Source organism: Pseudomonas sp. HMSC063H08 (assembly GCF_001813645.1).
Classification (GTDB): domain Bacteria; phylum Pseudomonadota; class Gammaproteobacteria; order Pseudomonadales; family Pseudomonadaceae; genus Pseudomonas; species Pseudomonas aeruginosa.
Genome location: NZ_KV813429.1, coordinates 158,643 through 161,775, shown reverse-complemented (window position 1 = coordinate 161,775; position 3,133 = coordinate 158,643). Strand labels below are relative to the sequence as shown.

The 3,133-nt window shown below is 70.8% G+C and carries 4 protein-coding genes and 1 pseudogene; all 5 read left to right on the top strand.

The features are described 5' to 3' along the window. A pseudogene (locus tag HMPREF2924_RS12775) lies at window positions 1-288 on the top strand (ATPase); the annotation flags it as partial. Next, window positions 285-569 (top strand): hypothetical protein, encoded by a 285-nt coding sequence (locus HMPREF2924_RS12770; RefSeq protein WP_016254213.1) that lies wholly within the window; start codon window positions 285-287, stop codon window positions 567-569. The pseudogene HMPREF2924_RS12775 and the gene HMPREF2924_RS12770, both read left to right, overlap by 4 nt. Further along, window positions 566-1,123: a DUF2840 domain-containing protein gene (locus HMPREF2924_RS12765; RefSeq protein ID WP_016254214.1), complete on the top strand. Its 558-nt coding sequence runs from the start codon at window positions 566-568 to the stop codon at window positions 1,121-1,123. The genes HMPREF2924_RS12770 and HMPREF2924_RS12765 overlap by 4 nt, the downstream gene beginning before the upstream one ends. Then, window positions 1,120-1,695, top strand: a complete 576-nt coding sequence (locus HMPREF2924_RS12760; RefSeq protein WP_003139016.1) for a S26 family signal peptidase — start codon at window positions 1,120-1,122, stop codon at window positions 1,693-1,695. The genes HMPREF2924_RS12765 and HMPREF2924_RS12760 overlap by 4 nt, the downstream gene beginning before the upstream one ends. Before the next feature lie 448 nt (window positions 1,696-2,143). Beyond that, the coding region (locus HMPREF2924_RS12755; protein WP_141765533.1) for a relaxase/mobilization nuclease domain-containing protein at window positions 2,144-3,133 on the top strand (990 nt) is incomplete at its 3' end.

Below are 3,133 nucleotides of genomic sequence, written 5' to 3'. Positions count from 1 at the left end.
GCCAGCGCCGAGATGGTGGCGCTGATCCGCGAGGCGCAGGTGTTCCGGCCTGCGCTGCGCGCGGCCTTCGTCATCAACCGGCGCATCAGTACCACCGTGATCGGGCGCGAAGCGCGCCAGGCGCTGGCCGACCAGCCGCTTCCTGCGCTGCGCGCGGAAGTGCATCAGCGCATCGTGTTCGCCGACAGCGTGGCCGCTGGCCGGCTTGCACGCGAGACGGCACCGGTCAGCGCCGCCGCGCGCGAAATCACCGCCCTGGTGGACGAACTGCTGCGGTGGACGACATGACAGCGAAGCCACCACAGAGCGGCAAACGCACGGCAAAACGCGTCGGCATCGGTGCGCGTCCTCCTGCGAATCCGCACGCCGAGGCGTGGATTCGCCAGGGCGATGCCGATGCGCTGGGCAAGGGCGACCTCTACACGGCTCGCCTCACGCTCGACATCACGCCCGCACTGCGGGCGCGCATCAAGGTATCGGCCTTCACGCAAGGCGTGACCGTGGCCGACCTGCTGCGCGGCCTGCTGGAGCGGGAGTTTCCCGAGAACCGCAGGGAGAACACACCATGACTGCATCCACTGCACCTGCTGCCGCGCCTGCCGCTGGCGCGGCCACGGCTGCGCCACAGCCATCATTCATCGCACCTTCCGGCCAGCCCGCCAGCGCGCCGCTGACGCGCGTGGCGCTGGCCTACATCGAGGCCCGTTTCAAGCTCTACCTGCGCTTTGGCGAACCCGCGCGCACGCACCAGCTCGACCGCTGGCGACGCTGCGCCATGTTCCTGCCGGGCGCTGTGTTCTGCCGCGTGCGCTGGCAGGCCAACGACTACGGCACCGTGCGCTGGCAGCTCATGGTGATGCAAGCCTGCACACCGCTGGACGCGGCGCAGCGCATCCCCGGCGTGCAGCCTGGCGCGCGCCTGCTACTGCACGCCGAGGGCGACGGGCAAGTGCGCGCCGTGCTGGAACGCATCGACGCCATCGAGGCGCTGGGCATCGCGCCTGTCGCCGTCTCGCCCGCGTACTGGCGCACGCTCGCCAACCGGCTCGCTGCGCGCCTGCCGCTGCCCGAGTACACCGCCGAGCGGCACGCCGCCTGGTTGGCCGGGAGGGTGCTGCCATGACCGCCGTTTCCACTGGCGCCAACACCACTGGAAAGGCGCCGCGTCCTCGCTCGCGCCAGCGCGCTCGCATCGTGCTCGCGGGCTTCGCCGCCTGCGGCCTTGCTGCGCTGGCCTGGGCGTCCTTCGTGCATCCGATGCCGCGCCTGATCTACAACCCGTCCGACAGCGTTCCGGTGGGCTGGTATCGCATCGCGCCACCCGATGCGCCGCGCGTCGGCTCCATCGTGCTGACCACGCTGCCGCCAGACGCCGCCGCGCTGGCCGCGCAGCGCGGCTACCTGCCGGCGCGCGTGCCGCTGCTCAAGCGCGTGGGCGCGGTCGCGCCGCAGGAGGTGTGCGTTGCCAGCGGCATCGTCCGCATCGACGGCGTGCCTTCGGCCGCCGCGCTGCCCGCCGACCGTTGGGGCCGCCCGCTGCCATCCTGGCAGCAGTGCCGCCGCCTTGAACCCGGCGAGCTTTTCCTGTTGAGCGTGACCAACCCGTCGTCGTTCGACAGCCGGTATTTCGGCCCGGTTGCCGCATCCGCCGTGATCGGCGTCGCGCACCCGATCCGGCTGGAGGCCCGCCCATGATGGCCGCCGACTCGCTGCACGTTGTCGTGCATCTTGTCGTGCCATTGGGCGTGCCGATCCAGTGGCTTTCGGCATGTCGTCGCGCGTGCAGTGCGAGCGCCGATCCTACGTATCGGGTGCCGCACTTCGCGCTGCCTTCCCATGTGCAGGCGTCTTGCCTCGAACGCTGCCGGCCTATGGCCGTCGCCGCGTTCGCCGGCGCGCTGGCTGCTCGCGCAGCAGCGCCGCCGGGCCGCCGCTGCCCGGAGCGCCAGCGAGGGGCAAAGGCGGAAGGCAAGACAAAAGGACGCGGCACCGGGCCGCGTCGAAAGCCAGTCTGCACGTGGGGTTGGCGCGGCACGGCGCGGCTTTGCCGCCGTGCCGCGTGGGGCGCGAGGCCCGCGCCAATGCAGGCATGTCCGCGTGCTTCGCACGACAGGACACGCCAGAGCTTGCAGGGAGCGCAGCCATGAGCGACCGCCGCGACGACGATTTCCGCGTGCGCCCCAGCGCCCCGAAGAACCGGGGCAAGGGCCAGGGACAGAGCTTCGTTTCCAAGGTGCTCAAGCAGACGGGCAAGGCCAGCGGCGGCAAGTCCACGGTGCGCCGTTCTGGCGCAGCGCGTGGCACCGGCCAGCGTCCCGGCTCGCGCCTGGGCCGCGGCCATACGGCGGCGCGCTTCGCGGGCGCGAAGCTGACACCCATGTCGCGGCGCGTGACCATCAAGACGCTGCTGGTCAACCAGCGCCAGGCCAGCCCGCAATCGCTCGCCAAGCACCTTCGCTATATCGAACGTGATGGCGTGGGGCGCGACGGCGAGCCGGGCCAAGCCTACGGGCCGCAGACCGACGCCGCCGACCTCGACGCCTTCAAGGAACGCTGCGCCGACGACCGGCACCATTTCCGCTTCATCCTCTCGCCCGAGGATGGCGCGGAACTGGAAGACCTGCGCACCTATACGCGGCACCTCATGGGCCGCATGGAAGCCGACCTGGGCACAGGCCTCGATTGGGTGGCCGTGAACCACTGGAACACCGACAACCCGCACATGCACATCGTCGTGCGCGGGCGCGACGACACCGGCAAAGACCTCATCATCGCGGGCGACTACATCGCCGATGGTTTCCGCCACCGCGCCGCCGAGCTGGCGACCGAATGGCTGGGGCCGCGCACCGAACTGGAGATCCAGCAGACTTTGCAGCGCGAGGTGGAACAGGAACGGTGGACGAGCCTGGATCGCACCTTGAAGCGCGAGGCCGGCGACCATGGCCTGGTGCATGTCGAACGGCTCAACGAACCCCGCTTGCAGCGCCAACGCCTGCTGCTGATCGGCCGCCTGCAACGCTTGCAGCGCCTGGGCCTGGCCGACGAGACGCAGCCCGGCACCTGGGCCGTCCATGCCGATGCGGAAAAGACCTTGCGCGCCCTGGGCGAGCGCGGCGACATCATCCGCACGATG

Bases quoted from the DNA above. Each gene is read 5' to 3' on its own strand.
- HMPREF2924_RS12770 (WP_016254213.1), top strand. From the start codon at position 285: ATGACAGCGAAGCCACCACAGAGCGGCAAACGCACGGCAAAACGCGTC.
- HMPREF2924_RS12765 (WP_016254214.1), top strand. From the start codon at position 566: ATGACTGCATCCACTGCACCTGCTGCCGCGCCTGCCGCTGGCGCGGCC.
- HMPREF2924_RS12760 (WP_003139016.1), top strand. From the start codon at position 1,120: ATGACCGCCGTTTCCACTGGCGCCAACACCACTGGAAAGGCGCCGCGT.